This window comes from Devosia subaequoris (genome assembly GCF_014197055.1).
GTDB lineage: Bacteria > Pseudomonadota > Alphaproteobacteria > Rhizobiales > Devosiaceae > Devosia > Devosia subaequoris.
The window spans coordinates 77,309-101,342 of sequence record NZ_JACIEW010000008.1; the positions used below are offsets into that span (position 1 = coordinate 77,309).

Annotated in this window: 27 protein-coding genes; 13 read left to right on the forward strand and 14 right to left on the reverse strand. The window is 62.4% G+C overall.

The features are described 5' to 3' along the window. The first annotated feature begins 23 nt into the window (after positions 1-23). The 6 genes from GGR20_RS15195 (at position 24) to pyc (ending at position 8,886) form a co-directional block, all read left to right on the forward strand. Positions 24-1,052: an ABC transporter substrate-binding protein gene (locus tag GGR20_RS15195; RefSeq protein WP_183312220.1), complete on the forward strand. Its 1,029-nt coding sequence runs from the start codon at positions 24-26 to the stop codon at positions 1,050-1,052. 134 nt (positions 1,053-1,186) lie between these two features. Continuing rightward, positions 1,187-2,056, forward strand: coding sequence for an ABC transporter permease (locus GGR20_RS15200; RefSeq protein WP_183312221.1), 870 nt, complete (start codon positions 1,187-1,189; stop codon positions 2,054-2,056). Position 2,057: 1 nt separating this feature from the next. Beyond that, on the forward strand, positions 2,058-3,110 hold the full coding sequence (locus GGR20_RS15205) for a quaternary amine ABC transporter ATP-binding protein (protein ID WP_183312222.1): 1,053 nt from the start codon (positions 2,058-2,060) through the stop codon (positions 3,108-3,110). A gap of 198 nt (positions 3,111-3,308) precedes the next feature. After that, positions 3,309-4,811: a putative bifunctional diguanylate cyclase/phosphodiesterase gene (locus GGR20_RS15210; protein WP_183312223.1), complete on the forward strand. Its 1,503-nt coding sequence runs from the start codon at positions 3,309-3,311 to the stop codon at positions 4,809-4,811. Between the two features lie 109 nt (positions 4,812-4,920). Further along, entirely contained in the window at positions 4,921-5,337 is a 417-nt protein-coding gene (locus GGR20_RS15215; protein WP_183312224.1) for a protein tyrosine phosphatase family protein, read from the forward strand. A gap of 108 nt (positions 5,338-5,445) precedes the next feature. After that, positions 5,446-8,886 carry a pyruvate carboxylase gene (gene pyc / locus GGR20_RS15220; protein ID WP_183312225.1) on the forward strand — a complete coding sequence of 1,147 codons (3,441 nt, stop codon included), beginning with the start codon at positions 5,446-5,448 and terminating at the stop codon, positions 8,884-8,886. A 39-nt stretch (positions 8,887-8,925) separates the two neighbouring features. On the opposite strand, the gene GGR20_RS15225 is transcribed toward pyc, so the two are convergent. The 4 genes from GGR20_RS15225 to GGR20_RS15240 form a co-directional block, all read right to left on the reverse strand. Then, positions 8,926-9,372 carry a GreA/GreB family elongation factor gene (locus GGR20_RS15225; protein ID WP_183312226.1) on the reverse strand — a complete coding sequence of 149 codons (447 nt, stop codon included), beginning with the start codon at positions 9,370-9,372 and terminating at the stop codon, positions 8,926-8,928. Between the two features lie 175 nt (positions 9,373-9,547). Further along, a complete protein-coding gene (locus GGR20_RS15230) occupies positions 9,548-9,757 on the reverse strand; it encodes a hypothetical protein (RefSeq protein WP_183312227.1) in 210 nt (69 codons plus the stop codon). 346 nt (positions 9,758-10,103) lie between these two features. Next, on the reverse strand, positions 10,104-10,586 hold the full coding sequence (locus tag GGR20_RS15235; protein ID WP_183312228.1) for a DUF421 domain-containing protein: 483 nt from the start codon (positions 10,584-10,586) through the stop codon (positions 10,104-10,106). A 213-nt stretch (positions 10,587-10,799) separates the two neighbouring features. Then, positions 10,800-11,099, reverse strand: a complete 300-nt coding sequence (locus GGR20_RS15240; protein ID WP_183312229.1) for a YkvA family protein — start codon at positions 11,097-11,099, stop codon at positions 10,800-10,802. A gap of 119 nt (positions 11,100-11,218) precedes the next feature. Here GGR20_RS15240 and ispG point away from each other — a divergent pair, with 119 nt between their 5' ends. Both ispG and GGR20_RS15250 read left to right on the forward strand, forming a co-directional pair. Then, a complete protein-coding gene (gene ispG, locus GGR20_RS15245) occupies positions 11,219-12,460 on the forward strand; it encodes a flavodoxin-dependent (E)-4-hydroxy-3-methylbut-2-enyl-diphosphate synthase (protein WP_183312230.1) in 1,242 nt (413 codons plus the stop codon). 138 nt (positions 12,461-12,598) lie between these two features. Next, on the forward strand, positions 12,599-13,447 hold the full coding sequence (locus GGR20_RS15250) for an SH3 domain-containing protein (protein WP_183312231.1): 849 nt from the start codon (positions 12,599-12,601) through the stop codon (positions 13,445-13,447). 55 nt (positions 13,448-13,502) lie between these two features. On the opposite strand, the gene GGR20_RS15255 is transcribed toward GGR20_RS15250, so the two are convergent. The 5 genes from GGR20_RS15255 to GGR20_RS15275 all read right to left on the reverse strand — a co-directional run bounded on the left by GGR20_RS15255 (position 13,503) and on the right by GGR20_RS15275 (position 16,712). Continuing rightward, entirely contained in the window at positions 13,503-13,934 is a 432-nt protein-coding gene (locus GGR20_RS15255; protein ID WP_183312232.1) for a PACE efflux transporter, read from the reverse strand. 132 nt (positions 13,935-14,066) lie between these two features. Continuing rightward, positions 14,067-14,705: a 50S ribosomal protein L11 methyltransferase gene (locus GGR20_RS15260; RefSeq protein ID WP_210283208.1), complete on the reverse strand. Its 639-nt coding sequence runs from the start codon at positions 14,703-14,705 to the stop codon at positions 14,067-14,069. After that, a complete protein-coding gene (locus GGR20_RS15265) occupies positions 14,687-15,154 on the reverse strand; it encodes a YbaK/EbsC family protein (protein WP_183312233.1) in 468 nt (155 codons plus the stop codon). The genes GGR20_RS15260 and GGR20_RS15265 overlap by 19 nt, the downstream gene beginning before the upstream one ends. A gap of 10 nt (positions 15,155-15,164) precedes the next feature. Further along, the gene (locus tag GGR20_RS15270; RefSeq protein ID WP_183312234.1) at positions 15,165-15,806 is read right to left on the reverse strand and encodes an MOSC domain-containing protein; all 642 of its coding nucleotides are present in this window, start codon (positions 15,804-15,806) and stop codon (positions 15,165-15,167) included. 3 nt (positions 15,807-15,809) lie between these two features. Next, positions 15,810-16,712 (reverse strand): polyprenyl synthetase family protein, encoded by a 903-nt coding sequence (locus tag GGR20_RS15275; protein WP_183312235.1) that lies wholly within the window; start codon positions 16,710-16,712, stop codon positions 15,810-15,812. Between the two features lie 86 nt (positions 16,713-16,798). Between GGR20_RS15275 and GGR20_RS15280 the strand changes: the two genes are divergently transcribed. The 3 genes from GGR20_RS15280 to fumC all read left to right on the forward strand — a co-directional run bounded on the left by GGR20_RS15280 (position 16,799) and on the right by fumC (position 19,363). Then, positions 16,799-17,509: a biosynthetic peptidoglycan transglycosylase gene (locus GGR20_RS15280; protein WP_183312309.1), complete on the forward strand. Its 711-nt coding sequence runs from the start codon at positions 16,799-16,801 to the stop codon at positions 17,507-17,509. A 151-nt stretch (positions 17,510-17,660) separates the two neighbouring features. Next, the gene (gene rpmF, locus GGR20_RS15285; protein WP_116587331.1) at positions 17,661-17,840 is read left to right on the forward strand and encodes a 50S ribosomal protein L32; all 180 of its coding nucleotides are present in this window, start codon (positions 17,661-17,663) and stop codon (positions 17,838-17,840) included. A gap of 122 nt (positions 17,841-17,962) precedes the next feature. Further along, positions 17,963-19,363 (forward strand): class II fumarate hydratase, encoded by a 1,401-nt coding sequence (fumC, locus tag GGR20_RS15290; RefSeq protein ID WP_183312236.1) that lies wholly within the window; start codon positions 17,963-17,965, stop codon positions 19,361-19,363. A 62-nt stretch (positions 19,364-19,425) separates the two neighbouring features. On the opposite strand, the gene GGR20_RS15295 is transcribed toward fumC, so the two are convergent. The 3 genes from GGR20_RS15295 to GGR20_RS15305 form a co-directional block, all read right to left on the reverse strand. Next, complete coding sequence (locus GGR20_RS15295; RefSeq protein ID WP_183312237.1) at positions 19,426-20,016, reverse strand: DUF1989 domain-containing protein; 591 nt, start codon at positions 20,014-20,016, stop codon at positions 19,426-19,428. After that, a complete protein-coding gene (gene gntA, locus GGR20_RS15300) occupies positions 20,016-20,717 on the reverse strand; it encodes a guanitoxin biosynthesis heme-dependent pre-guanitoxin N-hydroxylase GntA (protein ID WP_183312238.1) in 702 nt (233 codons plus the stop codon). The genes GGR20_RS15295 and gntA overlap by 1 nt, the downstream gene beginning before the upstream one ends. Before the next feature lie 104 nt (positions 20,718-20,821). Further along, positions 20,822-21,304, reverse strand: a complete 483-nt coding sequence (locus tag GGR20_RS15305; RefSeq protein ID WP_183312239.1) for a VOC family protein — start codon at positions 21,302-21,304, stop codon at positions 20,822-20,824. 162 nt (positions 21,305-21,466) lie between these two features. On the opposite strand from GGR20_RS15305, the gene GGR20_RS15310 reads away from it, so the two are divergent. Further along, a complete protein-coding gene (locus GGR20_RS15310) occupies positions 21,467-21,919 on the forward strand; it encodes a hypothetical protein (protein ID WP_246349666.1) in 453 nt (150 codons plus the stop codon). A gap of 14 nt (positions 21,920-21,933) precedes the next feature. Here GGR20_RS15310 and GGR20_RS15315 read toward each other — a convergent pair whose 3' ends face one another. Both GGR20_RS15315 and gloB read right to left on the reverse strand, forming a co-directional pair. Next, the gene (locus GGR20_RS15315; RefSeq protein WP_183312240.1) at positions 21,934-22,206 is read right to left on the reverse strand and encodes a hypothetical protein; all 273 of its coding nucleotides are present in this window, start codon (positions 22,204-22,206) and stop codon (positions 21,934-21,936) included. A gap of 193 nt (positions 22,207-22,399) precedes the next feature. Continuing rightward, positions 22,400-23,167, reverse strand: a complete 768-nt coding sequence (gloB, locus tag GGR20_RS15320; protein WP_183312241.1) for a hydroxyacylglutathione hydrolase — start codon at positions 23,165-23,167, stop codon at positions 22,400-22,402. A 104-nt stretch (positions 23,168-23,271) separates the two neighbouring features. Between gloB and GGR20_RS15325 the strand changes: the two genes are divergently transcribed. Continuing rightward, positions 23,272-24,003, forward strand: a complete 732-nt coding sequence (locus GGR20_RS15325) for a class I SAM-dependent methyltransferase (protein WP_183312242.1) — start codon at positions 23,272-23,274, stop codon at positions 24,001-24,003. Positions 24,004-24,034 lie beyond the last annotated feature (31 nt).

A 24,034-nucleotide genomic window follows, 5' to 3' on the forward strand; every position in this document is an offset into this window, starting at 1 on the left:
CCACAACCGCAGGAGCATACCTGATGATTTTGAAATCCGGTGGCGTAGCCGCCGCGATCGCTGTTGCCTTTTTGTCTGCTGGCAGCCTTCCTGCCATCGCTCAGGAAGCCGACGCTGCCCAGTGCGGCACCGATCGCACTATTGATATTGCCGAGATGTCCTGGCCCTCCGCCGCAGCCCTGGCGCATATTCATGCGACGATCCTGGAACAGGGATATGGCTGTGATGTGGAGATCGTGGCTGGTGATACCGTGCCGACCTCTTCGTCCATGATGACCCGCGGCACCCCTGCCGTGGCGCCCGAGCTCTGGACCAGCGCGATCGAAGAGCCCTGGGCCGAAGCCATTGCCGAAGGCACCGTGGTTGAACTGTCCGACGCCATTACCGATGGTACGGTCGAAGGCTGGTTCATTCCGCAGTACACCCAGGATGCCAATCCCGAGCTGACCACGGCGGAAGCCGTGATCGCGCGTCCAGACCTGTTCCCGGATCCGGAAGACAACAGCCAGGGACGTCTCTATTCCTGCCCGCCAGGCTGGGCTTGTGAGCTCTCCACTTCGGCGCTGTTCGAGGCCTTCGATATGGAAGAGACCTGGAACCTGTTCTCGCCGGGTTCGGGCGGTGCGCTCGATGCCTCCATTGCCCGTGCTTTCACCCGCGAAGAGCCGATCCTGTTCTACTACTGGGGTCCGACTGCGATCCTGGGCAAGTATCCGGCCGTGCAGCTTGATATCGGCGAAGCGGACATGGACGTCTACAAGTGCAACACCGATCCGGACTGCGACGAGCCGGCCGGCGTGACCGCTTATCCGTCCAGCCCCGCCGTTATCGGTGCAGCCGCCTGGATCCAGGAAGAAGCGCCGGCCGTTGCCGAGTACTTCACCAAGGTCGGCCTGACCAACGCGCAGATTTCCGAGCTTCTGGTCTATGGTGACGAAAACCAGGCCGATGCTGAAGAGACTGCCGAGAACTTCCTTGAGACCAAGCAGGACGTCTGGACCGAATGGGTCCCGGCCGAGGTCGCCGAGAAGGTGCTTGCCGCGATTGGCTAAGACCAGTCCCTGACTTAGCGATTTAGCGGCCGGGTGCAGACCCGGCCGCTTTGTGCGTTCGATCCCCAAACCAACCCCTTGCTGGCTTCGGGATCGCACGTCGAAACCGCTTTTCTTTGCAAGAAAGAGCAAAAATGTTTCCAGAAATAATCGATACCCGCCCCTGGCGCCGGGCCATTGACGACAGTCTCAACTGGGTGGTGCGCAATTGGAGTGATGAGTTCGAGGCAGTGGCCTATCCGCTGCTGATGCTGCTTAACTTCATTGAAGACGTGCTGATCGCCACGCCCTGGTGGCTGATCATGGCCCTCTTGGTCGGCATTGCCTGGCTGGCCACGCGGCGCTGGCAATTGCCCGTGATCGTTCTGGTGTCCCTGCTGTTCCTGGGCATCATGGAATTGTGGGAAGACGCCATGACCACCATGGCGCTGATGATCGCGGCCACGATCACCGCCATTCTCTTCTCTATTCCGCTCGGTGTCTGGATGAGCCGCTCGGCGCGCGTGCGCCAGGTCGTCACGCCGCTGCTCGATCTGATGCAGACCATGCCCAGCTTCGTTTATCTCATCCCCACCGTGATGATTTTCGGCCCAGGCAAGATTCCGGCGCTGATCGCCACCATCGTTTATGCGGCGCCGCCGCTGGTGCGCCTCACCGATCTGGGCCTGCGTTCGGTCGATCCGGCGGTGATGGAAGCCAGCCGGGCCTTTGGTACTACCCCGAGCCAGCGCTTGTTCGGCGTGCAGATTCCGCTCTCGCTGCCCACCATCCTGGCCGGGGTCAACCAGACCACGATGATGGCGCTGGCCATGGTGGTGATTGCCTCGATGATTGGTGCCGGCGGCCTGGGCTACCAGGTGCTGCAGGGCATTGGCCGGCTTGAGGTCAGCCGTGGCCTGTTCGCCGGTCTCGGCATTGTGGTCCTGGCCATTATCTTTGACCGCATCACCCAGTCCTTCGGCAAGCAGCTCCAGGCCAAGATCGGCCTGGCGGAGACCCGCTAACATGAATGAAATCAAGCAAGACACGGATCTCGCCATTCGCATGCGCGGGGTCACCAAGATCTTCGGTGATGATCCGCAAAACGCGCTGGAACTGCTCCGTACGGGTAAGTCCAAGACCGAAGTGCAGGCCGAAACCAATCACGTGGTCGGGCTCGACAATGTCTCACTGGACATTGCCCGCGGCCAGATTTTTGTGGTCATGGGGCTGTCCGGCTCGGGCAAGTCGACCCTGATCCGCCACGTCAACCGGCTGATCGAGCCGACAGCGGGTGAGATCATCGTTGATGGCACCGATGTGCTCAAGATGAGCCTGGAAGAGCTCCGGACCTATCGGCGCAACACCGTGGCCATGGTGTTCCAGAAGTTCGGCCTGTTGCCGCACCGCTCGGTGATCGACAATGTCGCCTATGGCCTGGAAGTGCGCGGTGTGCCCAAGGCCGAGCGCCTTGAGCGGGCCGCCAAGTGGATCGATACGGTGGGGCTGTCGGGCTATGAACAGAGCCGGCCGCGCCAGCTGTCGGGCGGTCAGCAGCAGCGTGTGGGCCTGGCCCGCGCGCTGGCCCTCGACACCGATATCATCCTGATGGACGAGGCCTTTTCCGCACTCGATCCGCTGATCCGTTCGGGCATGCAGGATCAGTTGGTGGAACTGCAGAAGTCGTTGGGCAAGACCATCCTGTTTATCACCCACGACTTCGACGAGGCCCTCAAGATCGCCGACCGCATTGCCGTGCTCAAGGATGGCGCGGTGCAGCAGGAGGGCAAGCCCGAGGACATCGTACTCAAGCCTGCCAATGAGCACATCGAGGAATTCGTGCGCGAGGTGAACAAGGCCCGCGCGATTCATGTCCGCACCATCATGGAGCGCGGCGAGTTCGAGGCCTGTGAATACACCGTGCCCGAAACGGCGCGTTGCGAAGAGGTTCTGCCCTATTTCGCCGAGCACCAATGGGTGGGTGTCACCAACGACGAGGGCACCCAGATTGGTCGCGTCACGGCCAAGCGCGTCATTGGCGCCCTTGCCCGCTATACGCCGGGTGTCAACGAGGGCTGAGGCGTCAGCGTTTCGTTAAGTGTGTTTCAAGGGGCGGCGCGCCTTGTCATCGATCTGTCGCAGACGATGGCTAGCGTGCCGCCCCTTCTGCCTTCTAAACATGAATTATTGTCATAATTTCAGCTATTTAGCATTCGTTCAGACTTGCTGGGCAATTGTCGCCGCGGCCGCTACTTTCTGTCGACCAGGTCTTGCCGCATGCGTATTCGCCCTGCCTTTGCCAACGTCAATGACGCCTATCACAGGCTGCGCCTGGCCGTCGGGCTGGTGGCTGGGCTGTTGGTGGTGCTCAGCCTTGTTTGCCTGATCACCGGGACCGCGCCACCTTATCTCATCAGCACCATGGCGATGCTGTCGGCGGCTATTCCACTCATCATGTCGGTCGCCCACCGGCTGATGCGTCGGCGCCTATCCGAGGCTGAAAGCGCGATGACCGCACAGATCGACATGGCCCATCGCGACGCGCTGACCGGTACCTTTACTCGGTCCTATTTCCTTGATGAGCTCAATGCGCGGGCCCATCATGGCTCGCTCGGGGCGCTGGGCTATCTGCAGATCGACATGGACAATCTCAAGGTGCTCAACGACAGCGCCGGACATGGCGCGGGCGATGCCGCACTCAAGGCATTGGTGCGCGACATGCAGATGTTGATGCCGGGCGCCATTATCGGGCGGTTGGGCGGCGACGAATTCGGTGTGTTAATCCCGGGACACGATAACAAGCCGGCGCTCTGCCGGCTCGGCGAGCGATTGCTGCGCCAGCTTGGACAGCCGCACAATATTGGCGGTCGCATGACCCGGCTGTCGGCAACCATCGGGGTGGCACTGGCGCCGCTTGACAGCGACGATCCGACCGAGCTGATCGCCATCGCCGATCTGGCGCTCTACAAGGGCAAGCAGACCGGCCGGGGCTGCGTCGTGCCCTTCGATCCGGACATGTTGGGGGATGAGCGGCACCGCCGCTTTGTCGAGCGCGAATTGCGCGCCGCCATTCTGTTGGACGAGCTGGAGCTGCATTATCAGCCGGTGCTCGACAGCCAGACCCGTCAGGTGCGTTCCTATGAGGCGCTGGTGCGCTGGCGGCACAAGGTGCGCGGCACCATTGCCCCCAACCAGTTCATCGAAGTGGCCGAGCAGAGCAATCTGATCGACCGGCTGGGCGAGTGGGTCCTGCGGCGGGCCTGCACCGATCAGCGGCGTCTGGGCCGTCCCATTGCCATCAATGTCTCGCCCAAGCAGTTGCGCCGCCGCGAATTCGCCGAGGCCTTCGCCGATATTCTGATGGAAACAGGTACCTTGGCGGCCAACATCATTGTCGAGATCACCGAGAACGCGCCGCTCACCGCCGGGAGCGTGGAGATGGAAACCCTGGCCGAATTGCGGGCCATGGGGGTGCGCATCGCCATCGACGATTTCGGCGCAGGCCATGCCAGCCTGCACTATCTGCGCGATTTTTCTTTCGACATCATCAAGATCGACCGCGCCTATGTGGCCGAGTTCAGCACCAATCCGGTCAGCGCCATGATCGTTTCGGCGGTCTGCGATATTGCCCGCAGCCTCTCGCTTCAGGTGGTGGCCGAGGGCATTGAAACCGAGGCACAGGCCCAGGCACTGACCGCCGCCGGCTGCACCTGCCTGCAGGGCTTTCATCTGGGCCGGCCGCAGCCGCTGGTCCGCGACAAGATGATCTGCGCCGCCTGAGGTAATCTGACAGCCATATGACAGCTTTGCGCCCGTGCCAGTTGCGTCACCGGCAGCCACGTGGCTATAACGGGCCGTCGCAGCCTCTGGCTTATGGGAGTATCGAGCCTTGGAATTGAAGCGGATCAACGATCACGTCAGCGTGTCGGGTCAAATCCAGCCGGAAGACGTGAAAACGCTCAAGGATCTCGGCTTTACTGCCATCGTCAACAATCGCCCCGATGGGGAAGCGCCCGACCAGCCAGCCGGTGCCGAGATCGCGGCAGCTGCCAAGCAAGCGGGTCTTTCCTATCATGCGATTCCGCTGGGCCGCGACGGCGTGAACCCCGAAATGGTTGCGCAGACCAAGGCCGTGCTTGAGGGGAGCGACGGCAAGGTGTTCTGTTTCTGCCGTTCGGGGACCCGGTCGACCACGCTGTGGGCGCTGAGTCAGGCGGGGGAAGCCCCGGCCAGCCAGATCATCGCCCAGGCGGCCGAGGCCGGTTATGACATGAGCCATTTGGCCGGATATCTCGGCCAGAACTGAGACTGATACGACTGCGGCGGTCAGGCGGGCCACCGTCCCCCTTCCGTTGCAGCGCTGAGCCGGGCCTGAAAACAGGCCCTTTGCCCCTCCTGCTCGGAACGGACATCCATGCCCATCAAGAAAATTCTCGTCGCCAATCGCAGCGAAATCGCCATCCGCGTATTCCGCGCCGCCAATGAACTGGGTCTCAAGACCGTCGCGGCCTATGCCGAAGAAGACAAGCTGGCGCTGCACCGGTTCAAGGCCGACGAAGCCTATTTGATCGGCAAGGGCAAAGGCCCGGTCGAAGCCTATCTGCAGATCGAGGAATATATCCGCATTGCGCGCATCTCGGGCGCCGATGCGATCCATCCCGGCTATGGCCTGCTTTCGGAAAGCCCGGAATTTGTCGATGCCTGTGAGGATGCCGGCATCATCTTCATCGGCCCGCGCTCCCAGACCATGCGCGATCTGGGCAACAAGGTTGCCGCCCGCAACATGGCCATCAGCGCCAATGTGCCGGTGGTGCCGGCGACCGAGCCGCTTCCGGACGATATGGACGCGGTCAAGAAAATGGCGGCGGAGATCGGCTATCCGTTGATGCTCAAGGCCAGCTGGGGTGGCGGCGGCCGCGGCATGCGCCGCATCATGGACGAGTCCACGCTGGTGGCCGAGGTCTCCGAGGGCAAGCGCGAGGCCAAGGCGGCGTTCGGCAAAGACGAGATGTATCTCGAAAAGCTGATCGAGCGCGCCCGCCACGTCGAGGTGCAGCTTATCGGCGACGACCACGGCAATCTGGTGCACCTGTTCGAGCGCGACTGTTCGGTGCAGCGGCGCAATCAGAAAGTGGTCGAGCGGGCCCCGGCACCGTATCTGTCCGAAGAGGTGCGCAAAAACCTTACCGACGCCGCCGTGCGCCTTGGCGAGGCCGCCAATTATCGCGGCGCCGGCACGGTCGAATTCCTCATGGATGCCGATACCGACGATTTCTACTTCATCGAGGTCAATCCGCGCATCCAGGTGGAGCATACCGTCACCGAAGAAGTGACCGGCATCGACATCGTCAAGGCGCAGATCCATCTGCTCGACGGCGCGGTCATCGGCACCCCCGAGTCAGGCGTGCCGACCCAGGAGAACATCAAGCTCAACGGCAACGCCATCCAGTGCCGGGTGACTACCGAGGATCCAGAGCAGAACTTCATCCCCGATTATGGCCGCATCACCGCCTATCGCGGCGCCACCGGCTTTGGCGTGCGGCTCGATGGCGGCACGGCCTATTCGGGCGCGGTGATCACCCGCTATTACGATCCGCTGCTGGAAAAGGTCACCTGCTGGGCCCCCACCGCCGAGGAAGCCATTGCCCGCATGCATCGCGCCCTGCGCGAGTTCCGCATTCGCGGCGTCGCCACCAATCTGGCGTTCCTTGAGAACATCATCACGCACGCCGATTTCGTCGAAAATCGCTACACCACGCGCTTCATCGACACCACGCCGGACCTGTTCAACTTCAAGCCGCGCAAGGACCGCGCGACCAAGCTGCTGAGCTACATCGCCGACGTGACGGTGAACGGTCACCCCGAAGTGCGCGACCGCCCGCGCCCGCCCGAGGATGCGGCGGCGCCCATGGTCCCCGAATTCCCGGCGCTGTCGGTCATCGAAGGCAGCCGGCAGGTGCTGGACCGCGACGGCCCGGCGGGCCTTGCCAAATGGATGAAGGACCAGAAGCGGGTCCTGTTCACCGACACCACCATGCGCGACGCGCATCAGTCGCTGCTGGCGACGCGCATGCGGTCTTTCGATATCACCCGGATCGCCCAGGCCTATTCGCGCGGTCTGCCGAACCTGTTCAGCCTTGAATGCTGGGGTGGGGCGACGTTCGACGTCTCCATGCGCTTCCTCAATGAGGATCCCTGGGAACGGCTGCGACAGGTGCGCGAAGGCGCGCCCAATATCCTGACCCAGATGCTGCTGCGCGGCTCAAACGGGGTGGGCTACACCAACTATCCCGACAATGTCGTCAAATTCTTCGTCAAGCAGGCGGCCGCAGGTGGCGTCGACGTCTTCCGCGTCTTTGACTGCCTCAACTGGGTCGAGAACATGCGCGTCTCGATGGACGCGGTGATCGAGGCCAACAAGGTCTGCGAGGGCGTGGTCTGCTATACCGGCGACATGCTGGACCCGGACCGGTCCAAATATGACCTCAAATACTACGTGGCGCTGGCCAAGGAACTCGAAGCCGCCGGCGCGCATGTGCTGGGCCTGAAAGACATGGCCGGGCTGATGAAGCCGGCGGCCGCCCGCAAGCTGATCGCAACGCTCAAGGAAGAGATCGGCCTGCCGATTCATCTCCATACCCATGACACGTCGGGCGCCGCGGCGGCGACGGTGCTGGCGGCGGTGGACGCAGGCGTGGATGCGGTGGATGCGGCGATGGATGCCCTTTCGGGCACCACCAGCCAGCCCACGCTCGGTTCGCTGGTCGCCGCCATGGCCGATACCGACCGCGATCCGGGGTTGGACGCCAAGGCCATCCGGCAGATTTCCTTCTATTGGGAAGCGGTGCGCACCCAGTACCGGGCCTTTGAGAGCGATCTCAAGGGCGGCGCTTCGGAGGTCTATCTGCATGAGATGCCGGGCGGCCAGTTCACCAATCTCAAGGAACAGGCGCGCTCGCTGGGCCTTGAAACCCGCTGGCACGAAGTTGCCCAGACCTATGCCGACGTCAACCAGATGTTCGGCGACATCGTCAAGGTGACGCCAAGCTCCAAGGTGGTGGGCGATATGGCGCTGGCCATGGTGTCGGCCGGTATCACCCGGACCGATGTCGAGAACCCGGACAAGGACATTGCCTTTCCTGATAGCGTTGTCGGTTTCTTTGCCGGCGATCTGGGTCAGCCCCCGGGCGGCTTCCCTGAAAAGCTGCAGGAAAAGGTTCTCAAGGGCAAGAAGGCGCTGACCGAGCGCCCCGGCTCTTACCTCAAGGATGTCGACCTCGAGGCGGAACGGGCAAAGATCTCCGAGGAGGTCGGGCATCCGGTCGATGATTATCGTCTGGCTTCATACCTCATGTACCCCAAGGTCTATTCGGACTTCGAAAAAACCCAGGAGATGTATGGCCCGACCGAGGTGCTGCCGACTCCGGCCTATTTCTACGGGCTGCAGGAAGGCGACGAACTGCTGGTCGACATCGAAAAGGGCAAGACGCTGGTCGTCACCTATCAGGGCCGCGCCCCGACCAATGAAAAAGGCGAAGTGCGGTGCTTTTTCGATCTCAACGGCCAGCCGCGCACCATCACTGTGCCGGATCGTCTGAAGGCCGGTGATGTGGTCGTACGGGCCAAGGCGGTTGCGGGCGATCCCAAACAGGTCGGTGCGCCCATGCCCGGCGTCATCTCGACCCTGGCGGTCAAGCAGGGCCAGTCGGTCAAGTCCGGCGACGTGCTGTGCTCGATTGAAGCCATGAAGATGGAGACCGCCATCCATGCGGAAACCGATGGCACCGTGGCCGAACTGCTGATCAAGCCGGGCGACCAGATCGACGCCAAGGACCTGCTGGTCCGGCTGGAGTAGCTGAAAAGGGCCCGGAGCGATCCGGGCCTCTTTATTGCTTCAGGCGGCGTGCGGCCCCGGGCCGGATGGTGGCGGCAGTGCATTGGCCACATTGATCACCGCAAGCCGCCGGACCTCTCCATCCAGGCCGATCCAGGTCATGACATGCCCGGGCCTCGTGCCGATCAGTGCCGCACCATGCTCGGAAGTGACCGAGAGGCGATAGCCGTCTGCATGTGTTTCGCGTTCCGGCATCACCAGTTTGGCCATGCGCTCCGGCCCCGGCACGGGCTGGTAGCGAATGATGCTGCCGATGCGCACCACGTCAGGCGGCAGGGCAGCGTCAGGCACGGTCCTGGCGCGATCCAGCTCGTAGAGCAGGAAGTCGGTATTGTCGCCGCGCTCGCCTAGGTCGGTCAGGGCGACAACGGTGAGGCGCTTGTGCTCGGCTTCGCCGATCACGATTTCGGGCGAAGCCGTCCATTCGGCCAAAGATATCGTCGTCATGGCTTGCTTCCCCGCGACGCGGTCGCCCGGCGGTCAAAACTTGCGAACAGATGCTCAGGCGGGCCCGGCGGCAGGTCGTAGGAGCGCTGACACCAGGGACATCGCCGCGCCGCCCGGGGGCGCGGGCCGGCGCATGATTGGCAATAGCGCAGGATTTGCATGGCTGTGCTCCCCGTCAATTCAGTGGGGCGCTGGCGAAGGTTCGCAGCACGAGCGCGCGATCATCGAGCGTCAACAGGCGCACGGTCATCGTCTCGGTCTTGATCGGTGTCTGGTGTGGCAGGCTGTAGCTCAACTCGGGCAGATGAGCGTCGGCCCATTCGCGGAACCGGCGCAGCTTGTTGCCACCGCTAATGGGCAGGGTCACAGAATACTTGAATGTCATGTCAGTCGCCTCGGCAGACGTGCGCACGAGCTCCATGCGCAGAACGCACGGAGTGGGCAGGTCGGAAAATTGGGAGATGGATTGTCCGTCCTGGTGTCGCGCTTGCCTCAGGGCAGGTCGCAACACCAGGCCATCAGCCTGCTTGTGTGAGGCGTGTCAAAAACCGGCGTGGATTTACTGGACTGGCGTACATGGCGGTCATCATGCCGATATCCGGGGCGAAGTCAAACTGGCTGGAATGCGGTTGTTTCCGTCCAGCAGAAGGCAGGCCGGCCACCAAATCCACACCCAAGGACCTGCTGGAGTGGCTGAGATGGGGCCCGGAGCGATCCGCGGCCTGCTTGTTTCAGCCCCGCAATCGGACGCTGATCGTTCCATCGCTTTCCAGCACCAGCATATCGACGTCGCTCATGTCGTTGCCGCCATTGGCGCGAATGGCCGACAAGGCCTCGTCCTGCGTGATCCGCGCGCGCCGCATGGCGTTTTCCAGGGCGTGGCCATCCTTGGCCAGCAGGGCCGGTTCGCTGCGCACGAGGCTGGCGAAGCGCGACGAACGCACCGAGAAAAAGGTGACGAGGAACTGCGCCGTGATCAGAAGCCCCAAAGCCGTCAGGCCCTCGGCCAGTGCAATGGATTCCTGCAACAGGATGGCCGATAGCGTCGAGCCCAAGGCGACAGTGACGACAAGATCAAAGGCGTTGAGCTTGGCCAGCGTCCGCTTGCCGGAGATCCGCAGAAACAGCACCAGGGCGATATAGGCCAGCGCGCCCACGATCAACGTGCGCACGATCCCCTGCGGATTCTGGTAAAACATTTCCTGCCAGTTCATGCCAGCTCCCGTGGCTTTTGGCGGCGCAGCCGCATTCACGGGATGGCAACGCAATAACCGCGCCGATGGTTCGGCACGGTATTGCCGTTGGCACATTCCAGGTGCTGCGACTCGGCACGCTCTGACCGCCAGAAAGGACCACGGCGTCAACAGAGTGTGCCAACCTGCGCGGCAGGATAGTGCCTGGTCAGCTTTTGCGGGCCCCAAAAAGGATCAGAGGCGGCGGGCCTTGCCATCCACGGTTGGGCCCTGGCTGCGACCCCGCGCTTCGGCCGGGACCGGCAAACGGGCCACAATCCAGCTCACCATCATCGGCACCAGCACCAGATCATCGATCCAGCCGGCAAAGGGAATGAAGTCCGGCACGATGTCGAACGGATTGAGCAGGTAGAAGGCCACGAAAACCGTTGCCGCCTTAAGCATGAGCGGGGTTTCCGGGGCACGAAACGCCTTCCAGAGTTGGACGACTTCCTTGCGGAACAGAATGAAGCGGGGGACAAGCATCTTGAACATGAACGATAGATGGGTGCACCGGGCCCGGGTTCAAGCCTGCTGCGATCACGATCACGCAAGCGTAACATTGCGTCTCTACGCTTGGGGGCTTATCTGTGGCGCAAACGCGAGGTGATATTATGGCCGGACCGGCAGCGCGCAGGCAATCGGTGGGCGTCAATGTGGGTGGTGTCATGGTGGGCGGCGGTGCCCCCGTGGTCGTGCAGTCCATGACCAATACCGATACTGCCGATATCGATGCGACAGTTCGCCAGGTCATGCAGCTGGCCCGCGCCGGTTCGGAAATCGTGCGCATCACCGTGGACCGCGATGAAAGCGCCGCCGCCGTGCCGATCATCCGCGACCGCCTGGCCTCCATGGGCTATGACGTGCCGCTGGTGGGCGACTTTCATTACATTGGCCACAAATTGCTGACCGATCACCCGGCTTGCGCCGAAGCGTTGGCCAAATACCGCATCAATCCGGGCAATGTGGGCTTCAAGGCCAAGCGCGATACCCAGTTTGCGACGCTGATCGAGATTGCCAACCGCTATGACAAGCCGGTGCGCATCGGGGTCAATTGGGGCTCGCTCGACGAGGAGCTGCTGACCAGGCTGATGGATGAGAACGCGGCGTCAGACACGCCGATCTCTGCTGCAGCGGTGCAGCGCGAGGCCATCATTCAGTCGGCGCTGCTATCGGCGCAGCGGGCCGAAGAACTGGGCATGGGGCGCGATAAGATCCTGCTCTCCACCAAGGTGAGCGATGTTCAACACCTGATTGCGGTCTATCAGGATCTTGCCGCGCGCTGCGACTATGCCCTGCATCTGGGACTGACCGAAGCCGGCATGGGCTCGAAGGGTATTGTCGCATCGTCCGCGGCGCTGGGTATTCTCTTGCAACAGGGGATCGGTGACACGATCCGCATTTCCCTGACCCCCGAGCCGGGCGGCGACCGCACCACCGAGGTCAAGGTCGCGCAGGAACTGCTGCAGACCATGGGGTTCCGTCAGTTCCTGCCGGTGGTGGCTGCCTGCCCGGGCTGTGGGCGCACCACCTCCACCACGTTCCAGACGCTGGCCAAGGATATCCAGGACCACCTCAATACCTCGATGCCGGAGTGGCGCGAGCGCTATCCGGGCGTCGAAACCCTGTCGGTGGCGGTGATGGGCTGTATCGTCAACGGCCCGGGCGAAAGCAAGCACGCCAATATCGGTATCTCGCTGCCCGGAACCGGCGAAACCCCAGCGGCTCCGGTCTTTGTCGATGGCCAGAAAGTGGCCACGCTCAGGGGTGCCGATGTGGCCGATCAGTTCAAAACCATGGTGGCCGATTACATCGAGCGCAAATTCGGTTCCGGCGAACAGGACGCGGCTGAATAGGGCATGCCGGTGCAGCGGCGGCACTCCTATTTGGGATAAGATATTGCTCTTCACGCTTTGGTGAGGCTGGAACTCCGGGGAGATTTGGCAATTGGCCTTTCCTAGGGGCGGAACCAACCGATCCAGGAGGAAAGAACAATGTCGTCAGCCAAATCCCTCACCAAGACTGTATCCATGGCACTGGGGCTAAGCCTTGCAAGCATGGCGGCTGCACAAGCCGCTCAATCGACCGCGTCGCTCAACGTTCGCTCGGGTCCCGGCACAAGCTATGGCGTGGTCGATGTGCTCTATCAGGGCGAAAATGTGGATGTCGAACAATGCCGCTCAGGCTGGTGCCAGATCAATCATGATGGTCCCGATGGCTGGGTTTCGGCGCGCTATCTCACTGATCGCGGTGACAGTGGGGGGCAGCAGAATTCCGGTTCGAACGCCGACATTTCCGGCAATGCTCGCGCCACCGTGGCGCTGAACGTTCGCTCTGGTCCGGGTACCGGCTACCGCGCCGTTGACGTGCTCGACCGTGGCGAACGGGTGCAGGTCGAACGGTGTCAATCCGGCTGGTGCCGCATCAATCATAATGGCCCGGACGGCTGGGTATCGGCCCGTTATCTCGCCAATGTGAGCGGCGGCGGCAACAATCAGAGCGACGGACCCGACGTCAATTTCAGCATCAGTACCCCCAATTTCTCGTTCTCGATCGGCAATGGTGGCAGCTTCGATCCGCGTCCGGGTCGACCCAGCGGCGAGGTCTGCTTTTATGAGCACTTCGACTATCGCGGGGCCAGCTTCTGTGCCAGCCCCGGCGAGGGGGATCCCCGTTTGAGCAGCTTCAACGACCGTATCTCGTCCATCCGGGTGCGGGGCGATGCTCAGGTCCAGGTCTGTGAGGACTTTAATTTCGGCGGCCGCTGCGCCGTGCTGGATCAGAGCCGTTCGTCCCTTGATGGACGCAACAATGATATCATTTCGTCCTATCGCGTCCGCTAATTCAGGGACCATGACGAACAGGGCCAGCCGGGCAACCGGCTGGCTTTTTTGCGCGTCAGCCGCGTTCGGATTGCCATTCGGGCAGCGGAAACAGGCGGTCATAGGCCCAGTTAAAGACCAGCGCATAGCCCATGTAGAAAAGCGCGAACGCCAGATCCATGACGAAGGCCTGCCAGAGCGTAATGCCCAGATAGAGTGCGATCAGCGGCATCAGCATGAGCAGCAGGCCGATTTCGAACATTACGGCATGCAGAATACGGATCGGGCCGGTCTTCAGGGTGGTGCCGGCCAGCCGGTTCAAAGCCTTGTCGAAGAGCAGGTTGAACACATAGTTCCAGGCCATCGCGACGGTGGCGCTGCCGATGACGATCACGGCGCTGTCTCCGCCATGCAGGCCAAAGAAAAGGGCCCCTAAAGGCGTGGCCAGCAGGATGCCGATGATTTCGAAAGACAGGGCGTGGCGGATGCGATCTGCGGTGGTGCGCATGGAGATCCCTCAAAAGGGTTCCGGGCCGTCCCGAACGCTGATCCCGGGAATGGGGGAGGCCGTCCTCGCTTGCCGGCACGATATAGGCCCTGGCGCGAAGCCGGGCAAGGCCGGCAAGGCGTATCCGATAATCTAGGGGCGCAGGGCAAATACCCCGGCGCGTACCGGTGCGTTGCCCCCCAGATCATCCACTTCATAGCTGGCCAATTGCTCGAGCCGGTCGAGCGGCAGGCTGCGGCGAAACGGATCGCCCACCAGCACGCGCGCTCCTCGCCCTGCCGCCGTCTCAAGCACTGGCAGCGTCTGGGCCACGATAGCGGGATCATAAAACACGTCGCCGGCCAGAACGATCCCGGTGTCGGGCAGGTCGGGCTGGTCCCAGAACGCGATATCGACCTGGTTGGCCGCCGCATTGAGCTCCAGCGCAACCGGGGCCAGCGGATCGGTGTCCATGGCCCAGATCCTGGTCGCGCCGGCCTTGGCGGCAGCAATGCCCACCAGGCCCGATCCGGCGCCGAAATCGAGCACGGATTTGCCGGCAACAATTTCAGGATGGTCACGCAGATAGAGCGCCAGCGCTGCGCCACCGCCCCAGGCATAGGCCCAATAGGGCGGACCCTCGTCCAGCCCCTCGCTGGCCAGCCAGCCGACCAGTCCGCTTTGCGCGGTTGGTGTGTAGATGGAAATGTCCGGCCGGAAGGGCAGGGCCCGCAGTGTCAGGCGCTGCGTGATAAAATCCTCGGCGCGTTGGGTCAGTCCGGCAATTGGCACGCATCCACCCATTTGCCGCCGCACAGCTCGGCGAGCCGGTCCACACTGAGCTTGACCGAGGAATGCGTGTCGCCCGCGGCCGGGATCACCAGATCATAAATCTTCAGCGATGTGTCGAGAAAGATCTTCAGCGGGGCCGGCAGGCCGAAGGGGCAGACCCCGCCCACCTGATGGCTGGTCAGGCGCAGCACATCCTCGGCGCCCAGCATGCGGGGGCGGCCGCCAAAGGCGGCTTTGGACTTCTGATTGTCGAGCCGGGCGTCGCCGCGCGTGACCAACAGGAATTCATCACCATTGACGCGGATGCAGAGCGTCTTGGCGATCTGGCCGGGCTCGACACCGTGCACCTGCGCGGCCAGTTGCACGGTGGCTGTGGAGTCGCTGGTGACGATGACCGAAAGGTCGGGCGCGCGGGCGGTCAGATCGGCGCGGACGGTATCAAGGCTCATGGCATGGTTCTCAGAACAGGAGGGCGACGCGCTCTTCGAAATCGGCGCGCATCTTGTAATGAATGGGGGTCTTGAGCAGGCGGCGGATCAGTTCGGGATCGATATCACGCTGGCCTTCGAGCGCCAGCAACTGGCTGACACTGATCCGTTCGCCTGCAAAGGGTACGTGGATCACCGGTTCTCCGGCGCGAAGCTGGCCGGTCTTGATGACGCGGCAATAGGCGCCCGGGCGCCCGGCCTTGAAGAACTGCTTGACCCAGCCCGGGCTGCCCATGCGGACGGCAAAGACATTGCATGGCGTGCGGTGCGAGGTGACCTCAAGCACCACATCCTCGATCTCGAAGCGGTCGCCAACGCAGACGCTACGTCCTTCGACTCCGCCAATGGTGAGGTTTTCGCCAAAGGTGCCGGGCGTGATCTCGCGTCCGAGCGCTTGTTCCCAATACGCGTAGTCGTCGGCAAAATAGAGGTAGACGGCCTGGTCGACGCCGCCATGGTGCTTGCGGTTGATGATGGCATCGCCGGTCAAGCCCTGTTTGGTAACTTCCACCTGCACATCCTGGTCCACCGGCTCCTTGAAGATGCCGGTCTTGGCCGATTTGGTCGGGATGGGCCGGGTCTGGCCGATATTGACGCTTTGCAGAATGGCCATCGCCTAGTTCTCCCGGCTGGCAAAATAACGAGCGGTGGCGCGCAAACCGTCCGCCCGGGGCCCAAACGTGCGGAGAGCCAGAATGGCTTCATTGACAATGGCCTCGAGCATGGCACGGGCGCCATCGAGGCCAAGCCGGGCCACCACGGTCTGCTTGCCCAGGGCTGCGTCCTTGCCGGTCGCCTTGCCCATGGCTTCGGGCGTCGCCGTCACGTCGAGAATGTCGTCGGCCAGTTGGAACGCGCGTCCGGCAGCTTCGGCATAGGCGGTCATCGCCGAGAGGGCGCGCGGGTCGGCGCCGCCCAAAATCGCGCCCATGCGCACGGCGGCGCGGATCAGGGCGCCGGTCTTCATCGCCTGCATGGTGGCAATGTCGGTTTCGGAAAAGCCGCCTTGCTCGCCTTCGATATCGCGCATCTGTCCACCCACCATGCCGCCGACCCCGCTGCCCGCGGCCAGTTCGGCCACCAGCCGGATACGTACCTCGGCATCGGCATGGCAGGCCGGGTCGGCCAGAATGGCAAAGGCATGAGTCAGCAGGGCATCACCGGCCAGAATGGCGCTGGCTTCGTCAAAGGCCTTGTGAACGGTAGGGCGGCCGCGCCGCAGATCATCGTCGTCCATGGCCGGCAGATCGTCATGGATCAGCGAATAGCAATGCACCATCTCGACCGCCATGCCGGCCAGCAGGCTGGTTTCGCGCGGTATGGAAAAGATCGCCGCGGCCTGGCGCAACAGGAGCGGACGCAGCCGTTTGCCGCCCTCTAGGCTCCCATGCCGCATGGCCGCCACCACGCGGTCCGCCGCCGGTCCGGGGCCGGAGAGTCGCGCGCCAGAGAGGTAATCTGAAAGCCCGGCCTCGATGGCCCGGGCACAATCGGCGCTGTCGGCGGAAAAGTCGTACATGGCAGTGTTGCTAGCGTTTTGGATCAGGGGCGGCAAGGGGGTGAAAGGGCTTGGCCAGCAAGGTCCTGATCGCTACACACGCCGTCATGGCTCGGCGCAAAAACACCCTTTGGCGGTTTCTCCGCATTCCTCTCGGCATTCTGGCTGTTCTGCTCGCCATTCCGCTGGTTCTGACGCCGGTCTATCTGGTGGCGCAACCGGTGTCCGTACCCATGCTGTCGCGGCTGCTGACCGGCCAGACCGTGACGCGCGAGTGGCGCGATATCGAAGATGTTTCCGATCGGCTGAAAGCCTCGATCATTCTGTCCGAGGACGGGCAATTCTGCCGTCACTGGGGCGTGGATGTCGACGCTTTGCGGATCGAGGTGGACAATTATCTCGCGGGCCGGGAAACCCGAGGCGCCTCGACGCTGACCATGCAAGTGGCGCGCAATCTGTTTCTCTGGAACCAGCAAAGCGTGATCCGCAAGGCGCTCGAAGTGCCGCTGGCTTTCTATATCGACCTGATCCTGCCCAAAAAGCGGATCATGGAGATCTATCTCAACATTGCCGAATGGGGACCGGAGGGCGAGTTTGGCGCCGCCGCCGGGTCGCTGCGCGCCTTTGGCCGCGAGCCGCAAAATCTGGACTGGCAGACTGCCAGCCTGCTGGCCGTCACCTTGCCCAATCCCATCCTGCGCAATCCGGCCCGCCCCACTGCGGGGCTGTTGCGGGTGGCGCGCATTGTCGAGAACCGGGCTCGCCAATATGGTGAGCGGGCGGCCTGTGTCGGACAGAATGGGCGGTTGGCGCTGTGAGGGCGGCACGAGTCTGTTTTGTCGGCACTTGCGGTGCGAAACCCCCTAGCCAAGCCCGGTTTTCTCCTCTATAGACCCCACCAATCCTGACAGAGACACGTCTCTGGCCGCTTTTGGCGGCGCAACGATTTTGATTTTCGGAGTACCGACCATGGCTGTGCCAAAACGCAAGACCTCGCCGATGAAGCGCGGTTTCCGCCGTTCGCACGACGCGATTGCCAACCCGTCCTATGTCGAAGACAAGGATTCGGGCGAGCTGCGTCGTCCGCATCACGTGGATCTCAAGACCGGCATGTATCGCGGCCGTCAGATCCTCGCGGCAAAGAAGTAAGCCGAAAGGCGAGCAAGCGCTGATGCGCTTTTTCTGATATCTCGACGGCCGGCCCCCAAAAGGGTCGGCCGTTTTGTTTTTCTGCCGCCACAGAAGCGGCCAATTAGGAGCCAGGGGCAAGGATGAGCACGCGCGTTGAATCGGATACCATGGGCCAGATCGAGGTTCCGAATGACAAATATTTTGGCGCGCAGACCGCCCGGAGCCTCCAGAACTTCGATATCGGCGGGGAGAAGATGCCCACCGAGATCATCACCGCCTTTGGGATCCTCAAAAAAGCTGCGGCGCAGGCCAATCACAAGCTGGGGCTGATGGATGAGGCGACCCGTGATCTCGTCGTGGCCGCGGCCGATGAGGTGATTTCGGGCAAGCTGGCCGATCATTTCCCGCTGGTGGTGTGGCAGACTGGCTCGGGCACCCAGTCCAACATGAATGTCAACGAGGTCATCTCGAACCGCGCCATTGAAATGGCCGGTGGCACCATGGGGTCGAAAAAGCCGGTGCATCCCAATGACCACGTCAATATGAGCCAGTCGTCCAACGACACCTATCCCACTGCCATGCATATCGCGGCGGTCGAGGCGGTCGAGGGCTATCTCTATGAGCGCGTGCTGCTGCTGCGCGATACGCTCAACGCCAAGTCCGAGGAATATATGGACGTGGTCAAGATCGGCCGCACCCATCTCCAGGATGCTACGCCCTTGACCCTGGGCCAGGAAATTTCGGGCTGGGTGGCGCAGATCGATTATGCGCTGGCCGCCATCAAGGCCACCATGCCGCAGTTGAAGGAATTGGCGCTCGGCGGTACCGCCGTCGGCACGGGCCTCAATGCCCATCCCGACTACGCCGTGACCGTGGCCGAGGAAATCGCCGCGCTGACCGGACGGGATTTTGTCACCGGCCCCAACAAGTTCGCACTGCTGGCCGGGCACGATGCCTTTGTCAGTGCTTCAGGCGCGCTCAAGCAACTCGCAGCCGCCTTTATGAAGATCGCCAATGATGTACGCTGGCTGGCCTCCGGTCCGCGTTCGGGGCTGGGCGAGATCACCATTCCGGAAAATGAGCCGGGCTCGTCCATCATGCCGGGCAAAGTCAACCCGACCCAGTCCGAAGCCATGACCATGGTTGTGGCTCAGGTGATGGGCAATGATGCGGCCATCGGCTTTGCCGCCAGCCAGGGCAACTTCGAGCTCAATGTGTTCAAGCCCGTCATCGCCTACAACTTCCTGCAGTCGGTGCGCCTCTTGGCCGATGCCGCCAAGTCGTTCAACGACAATTGCGCCGTTGGTATCGCCCCCGATAACAAGCGCATCAAGCAGCTGGTCGACCAGTCGCTGATGCTGGTGACCGCACTCAACCGCAAAATCGGCTACGATAACGCGGCCAAGATTGCCAAGACCGCGCATCGCAACGGCACGACGCTGAAGGAAGAAGCCATCAATCTGGGGCTGCTCACGGCCGAGGAATTCGACGCCGAGGTCAAGCCCGAGCAGATGGTCGGGCCGCTCAAGCTCAAGGGCTGATCGTTTCCCTCACCGCAGCAGCGCACCCGCCTGGCCGTCTAGGGTCGTGCGGGTGCGCGCGCTCAGGCCTCTTCGATGCGGTAGTGGATGGGCTTGAAACTGCCCCCATTACTCGCCGGGGCGGAGCAGGCGGTCAGGCCGATCACGAGGTTCATCCTGGCCCGGAAGCGAATATAGTCGCCCGCCTTGCTGAGCGGGGGCAGCACTTTGAAACGCCCCGTTTCGCCATCCACCGGCACATTCATGAAGCAGTTGAACGCCACAGGGATCGCATCCTCGTCGATGCCCCAAGGCTCCAGCGCGTGATGAAGATTGCCGTGGCACCCCTGATGGGGCGGCTCGTCCTCATAGCAGAGCCGGAAGGTCGCTTCGCTGCAGGGGGTGAGGAGAAAGTCATGCCGGCCCACCGTGTCTTCGATGATGTCGAGCATCACGTTGGAGCGGTTGGAGTAAAGACTGTGGCCGGTGGTCAGATAGATCGTCTCGGCATAATCGAGGGTTCTGCCCGAGGATATCATTTCCCGTGTATCGGCCAGTGAGATCGCCAGAAGGTCAGCAACCTGGCCACCCATCGGGTCGATTACGCTCAGCACCTGGCCGGCAGCCAGCTCGAATGCTCTGCCCGAGCGCGGTGGGATAACGTGTTCGGGCATTAATGGCGTTCCTTTGCAGCCAGGGGATCCACTGCCGCAGGCTTTGCGGCACCGCGATGATAGGGACACTGCCAGTCATGCGATACGACCCGCCCGCTATACTGGCGGGCTTCGGACACCGTGCCGTGGCGAGCCAGCATCGGATTGAGGCTCCCTGCCAGCTCCATGTCGCGTTCCAGGATCGAGCTGCGCAATTTTTCGTATCGTTGCTGCTCGCGCAGGGTCTCGAACTGATCGTGCAGGTTGAAGACCATTGTGGGATAGGCAAACCGTCGCGCCGGACGGCTCGCACGTGGATGCAAACCGACGACAAAAAACGCCTCACCGCCGAAGCTCAGCGAAAAATGCGGATCATCGGGGTCGGTGCTGACACGGGAATCGGGGCGCTGGCCTCGCCAATTATCCTTTTCCGTCAGGGACTGCACTCTTTGCCAAAGGCAGCTTTCAAAGTCCGCCTCATCGAGGCCGAGCGGCCCCTCGAATATCACCGCATAGCTGGTGAACAGGGTGGGCTGCTGCTTATAGGCCCACGCAAATTGCATAAGCTGGTCCTGAATATCGAGATCGTTCCAGGCGCTGTCGATGCTGCGGGCAACAAAGGTCTTCAACTGCCCTTTTCCCAGCGCCGACTTGGCGCCGACGCAGGGAAAATCTGGGCCGGAAATGAATTCAGCGAGGGCAGAGCTTGGATCGGGGCGCATGATTGACTTGAATGCTGATAAACCTGCCAGTCAAGCGCTGAGGCTAGCTGCTGTTCCATCACAATCGCCTCAGCCCGGGTTCACTCCGGCCTGCTTAGGCGCCGTTATTCGCCGCGCACCGCCGCTTCAATCCTGGCGATATCGAGCTTCTTCATCTCCATCATCGCCTCAAAGGCCCGCTTGCCCGCTTCGCCGCCCTGAGCCATTGCCTGGGAGAGGGCGCGAGGGGTGATTTGCCAGCTTATGCCCCATTTGTCGCGGCACCAGCCGCACATGCTTTCCTCGCCGCCATTGCCGACAATGGCGTCCCAGTAACGGTCGGTTTCTTCCTGGTCCTCGGTAGTGACCTGCATGGAGAAAGCCTCCGTGTGCTTGAAGGCCGGGCCACCATTGAGCCCGAGGCAGGGGATGCCCATCACAGTGAATTCAACTGTGAGCACGGCTCCAGCCTTGGTCGAGGGATTGTCGCTCGGTGCGCGATGAACCCCGGTCACCCGGGTATCGGGAAAGGTGGCTGCATAGAAATTGGCCGCCTCTTCGGCGCCCGTGTCGTACCAGATGCAAACGGTGTTCTTGCCCTTGGACATAAGTCTTCCTCCTGTTGCGTGTTCGCCGGACCGGCTGAACTCGGCAGTACGACGATTGACACCGGGTCCATTAGACAGGGCGCGACATTCATTGCGAATGGCAGCGTCTTTTGTTGCTCGGGATCCTCTGGCATGGTGCGCGGGTCGAACCGGAGAGCACCCATGAGCGAAACCGTCGTCCTGCCAACCCAGCGCGGCCAGCGACCACGCAATAATGGCTTCGTCATCCCGCTGCTGGTGCTGCCCTTCTTCATCTACAATGTCGTTGTGTTCCTCCTGTTTGGCGGAAATCCGACCAATTGGGGCGCAGGCTTGTTTTCCATCCCCATGCCGTCGGGCATGCCCTGGGCGATCAGCGCAGGCGACTTCCTGCTGGTGATCGGGATCATTCTGTTGTTTTTCGAGGTGCTCAAGTCCACCAATACGGCGCGCTCCTCGATCATCGAGCACATGCTCTCGATGGTGGTTTTCGTCGCCTTTCTGGTCGAATTTCTTCTGGTCGGTGCGGCCTCGAGCTCCGTCTTTTTCCTGCTCATGGTGATGAGCCTGATCGACGTGGTGGCCGGCTTCACCGTGTCGATCACCTCGGCCAGCCGTGACGTGTCGATGAACTGAGTCGCTGGCCGGTGTTAGGCGACTACGGTCTTGCGATAGCCCTGCGGCATGCGCCGCTGGGTAAGCCGGGCAGTTTGCCCATAGGCGCCCACCGCCCCCTCGCAGGTGCCATTGCGGCGGGCGCGCTGACCGGGCAAACGGGCGCGCGCGGCGATCAATTGGCTGACAAAGGCGGCAGTCGGGGCAGAAAAAGCCAGCGAGGGACGCGTCGCGGCCGGGCTCTGGGCCACGGGCAGGGCGGTGGAAACTGTTTCGCTTTGTGCCAGATCGGACATCGACTGTACCATTGTGGGCCGCCCTGTGCCGGAATGGCACAGACCCTGCGGCGTCATACCCGCTAAGGGGCAAGCGCCATGCCAGATGGTAACAGTCTGTTAACGAAATTCGATCCGCAAATGTGATCGGTTCACAGCCTAATGGGTACAAAAAAAAGGCCGCTTGTGACGAGCGGCCCTGCAGCTTGGTGACGTGGATCAGGGGTCAGAAATTGTCCTTACCCTTGCGAATGGCGGCGAAAACCTCGGCTGGATCGGCGCCTTCCAGGCCGTAATATCTGGCCAGTTCTGGCGCATCGGCCCGCAGGAACGGGTTGGCCTTTTTGTCCTCGCCCAGATTGAATGGAATGGTGGGCCGGCCGGCGGCGCGCAGGCTCTCCACTTCGGCCGCCCGGGCCTTGAGAGCGGCATTGTCCGGGTCGATGGAAAGGGCGAATTTGGCGTTGGACTGGGTATATTCGTGTCCGCAATAGACGAGCGTCTCGTCGGGCAGGTCGCGCAGGCGCTTGAGCCCGGCCCACATCGGCCCCGGCGTGCCCTCGAACATGCGCCCTACTCCAAGCGAGAACAGCGCATCGGCAGAGAACAGATGTCCCCCTGCAGCATCGTAGAACACGATATGTCCCAGCGTATGGCCGGGCGTAAGCATCACAGAAAAGCGGCTTTCACCCAGCTCAAGCGTATCGCCATCGCCCACCAGTTCGTCGAGCCCCTCGATCTTGTCGGCCTCCTCGCGCGGGCCCACAACGCGGGTGCCAAACGCCTGTTTGAGTTCGGCAATCGCCTCGACATGGTCGATATGGTGGTGGGTGATGAAAATGTCGGTCAGTGTCCAGCCGCGCTGCCCCAATGCGTCGCGAATCGGGCCGGCCTCGGGGGCGTCGATGGCGGCCGTCCGGCCCGAAGCCTGGTCATGCACCAGATAGCCGAAATTGTCGCTGCGGGCGGCGAATACGTCCACGATCAGGCCCATATTCTGTCTCCTTGAATTTGGAATCTGCCCGCAAGCTAGGGAGGCTGCTGCACAATGACAATGCCGCATTGGACAAGATCACGGCGCTTTGGCAAGTTCGCACGATGACCACTGATGTCGTTCGGCTCATCGACTATTACAAATCCCCGCTCGGGCGTCTGTCCCGCGCGCTGGTGCGCGAACAGGTGGTGGAGCTGGCAGGTGACGTGACCGGGCGGCGCATTCTGGGCCTGGGTTTTGCGACGCCCTATCTGCGCTTTACGCTCAAGCACGCCGAACGGGTGCTGGCCTTCATGCCCGAGCGGCAAGGTGCTTCAGCCTGGCCGCGCGAGGGGCCATCGCACACAGTGTTGTGCGATCCGCTGGAAATGCCGCTGACCGACGCCGCCATCGACCTGACAGTAGCCATTCATGCGCTTGAGCACGTGGCAGACGCCGAAGAGCTGATGCGCGAGCTCTGGCGTGTCACCGCGCCCAATGGCCATTTGTTGCTGGTGGTGCCGCGCCGTCGGGGCATCTGGGCGCAGCGCGACAACACGCCCTTTGGCCAGGGCAATCCCTACTCGGGCGGGCAACTCGACAAGCTGTTGCGCGACCACAGCTTCGTGCCAGAAGCCTGGCGCGATGCTCTGTTCCTGCCGCCGTTCCAGTCGCGGCTGGTGCTGAAATATCCGCGCTTTTTCGAGCGCTTCGGACGCCTGCTAGGCCCGGCCATGAGCGGGGTCATCTGCATCCGCGCCCGCAAAGAAGCCTTCCCCGCCGTGCCCCGCCGCAAACGGGCGGCGCGCTATGTCCGGGTGCCAGGCATGAGCACGGCCACGGCCAGGAGTTCGTGAAGCAACCAAACCGGCGGCCTCCGGTTGATCG